Genomic DNA, 2167 nt, shown 5'->3' with positions numbered 1-2167 from the left:
CGCGACGTCGCACGCCAGCTGATCCACGCAGCCCACGAGATCTGCCCCTATTCCAAGGCCATTCGCGGCAATATCGACGTCGAAACGAACCTGATCTGAACGGTGGAGGGGTGGTCTGCCGCTGAGGCGCGGACCACCCCCGGTAAGAGGCACCTGAAACGCCGCACCTTGCAATGTGCTGTGGCGCATTTGCTGCTGCGCCTCCCAATCTGGAGACACTCGATGGCCCACGATCTCGCACAACCTGCCCAAGTCTACAGCGAGTTTTCGCTTGTGCTTGACCCGAGCATCTACGAGCCGTTGCCGGACGACTGGCTTGTCGGGATAACCGACGTCGTCGACTCCACATCGGCGATCCGCCTGGGACGCTATGAGGACGTCAACTATGCGGGCGCATCGGTGATTGCGGCCCTGGGCAACGCCTGGGGGGCGTTCGATTTCCCCTTTGTATTTCGTGGCGACGGGGCGGCGTTCGCATTGCCACCGCATGGGATCATGACAGCGATGTCGGTGCTACAACAGGTCGCGACCTTTGCGAGAACCGATCTTGGGCTCACTCTTCGAGCCGGATTGGTGCCCGTGAGCGAAATACGTGCCAATGGTCGTGACGTGACAGTTGCACGGTATGCGGCCTCGGAAAACGCGACCTACGCGATGTTTGCCGGGGGAGGGCTCAAGTGGGCCGAAAAGCAAATCAAGAGCGGGCGGTATCGGGTAAAGCCAGGTCGGTATACGAAAAGGCCGGACCTGAAAGGACTTACCTGCGATTGGACGCCATTTCCCAGCCAGCAAGGCGAAATTCTATCGCTGTTGGTGGAACCCTATGAGCATACGAGCCCCGATGTCTTTGCCGCGCTGGCCAGGCGGGTGCTTGCCGTTCTCGATGCCGGCGCGCGCCGGTCTCGTCCAATCCAGCTGGGCACCGCCGTCCGTAAGGGCAACGCAGAGTATTTAGATCTCGAAAGCTGGAAGGCGATTGCCTCCAGTTCGGATTTCCGCAAATACGATGACGGTTTGCGTCTTACGCTGGACTGTACCCCCGAACAAATCGACATGGTTGAAGCGATCCTTGCCGCTGCGCGGGCCCGTGGAGACGTCAATTTTGGACTGCATCGCCAGACTCATGCGCTGATGACGTGCTTCGTGCCTTCCGACAGTCCGGATTCGCACCTGCATTTCCTCGACGGGATGGGTGGCGGGTATGCGAAGGCTGCGGAAATGATGGAGGCGAGCGTCTTTCCCTTGGCGGCGGTTTGGTAGATCCAGCGCCTGGGGTCGTTGGCCGCAGGCAATGGGTTCTCGCCGCAAGGCGAGGAGCCGCCCCCCATAGCCCACCAAAACATGACCGAACGGCGCCTTCGTAGTGGTTGCCTTCGCACACAGCGGCGAGGACGGTTCGATCCCGGCCACACGATTTGTTCCTGCGCCTGGTTGGTCGCACTTCCCTCGCGACGGAATTTGTGAATCTTCCTTCCGACGGACGTGCCGTTGATGCTCAAGGCGACGAGCTCGAGCCGCGTCTACCCTTTCTCCGGTTTTCCGTGCGCCGCATGCAGGAGATTGTCGCGCAGCCTTACCACGGACTTCTGGACCACTGGAAACTCGTCTCCCAGTCCCGTGGCGTCGATCAGTGATGCGCCAGGGTTCGTTTCGAGGAGGTCGCGTCCCGCCGGTGTAAGGTTCACTCGCACCTGCCGCTCGTCGGCGGGATCGCGCCGACGCTCAACTAAACTCATGGACTCGAGTTTCTTGAGTATGGGTGTCAGCGTGTTGGATTCGAGGAACAGCTTTTCACCAAGCGTGCCAACAGTCTGGTCGTTCTCCTCGGAGAGCGCCACCATGGCGATATATTGAGTGTAGGTCAGGCCAATCTTGTCAAGGATCGGTTTGTAGGCGCGGCCAAACGCCAGGTTCGCCGAATAGATCGCGAAGCACAGGAAATTCGACAGCTTTCTGTCCTTTCCGTCCTTCGGGTCGGACGATGTCGCCGTGTCCGGGATTCGTACTCTTTGCTGTATGGGCATCGGCCTGTCCTATCCTCTCGGTTCTCTCCACTATATAAATCGCATCCGATTAAATCGCAATGGTGTTGACACCACAATTTTGGTGGCGTATTTAAAGCGCATCCGATTGAAGCGGATGCGATTTAAAGCGAGCAGAAAGGATT

General features: G+C 58.9%; 2 protein-coding genes and 1 pseudogene. 2 read left to right on the top strand and 1 reads right to left on the bottom strand.

The window, feature by feature from the left end:
* A pseudogene (locus ASC97_RS35865) lies at positions 1 to 99 on the top strand (peroxiredoxin); the annotation flags it as partial.
* Positions 100 to 222: 123 nt separating this feature from the next.
* On the top strand, positions 223 to 1260 hold the full coding sequence (locus ASC97_RS29420; RefSeq protein WP_057471880.1) for a DUF3095 family protein: 1038 nt from the start codon (positions 223 to 225) through the stop codon (positions 1258 to 1260).
* A gap of 260 nt (positions 1261 to 1520) precedes the next feature.
* Here the strand turns inward: ASC97_RS29420 and ASC97_RS29415 are convergent, their stop codons facing one another.
* On the bottom strand, positions 1521 to 2024 hold the full coding sequence (locus tag ASC97_RS29415; RefSeq protein ID WP_057471879.1) for a MarR family winged helix-turn-helix transcriptional regulator: 504 nt from the start codon (positions 2022 to 2024) through the stop codon (positions 1521 to 1523).
* Positions 2025 to 2167 lie beyond the last annotated feature (143 nt).

This window comes from Rhizobium sp. Root1203 (genome assembly GCF_001424945.1).
GTDB lineage: Bacteria > Pseudomonadota > Alphaproteobacteria > Rhizobiales > Rhizobiaceae > Rhizobium.
The sequence above is the reverse complement of the archived record's forward strand: the minus strand, read 5'-3'. Positions and strand labels throughout refer to the sequence as shown.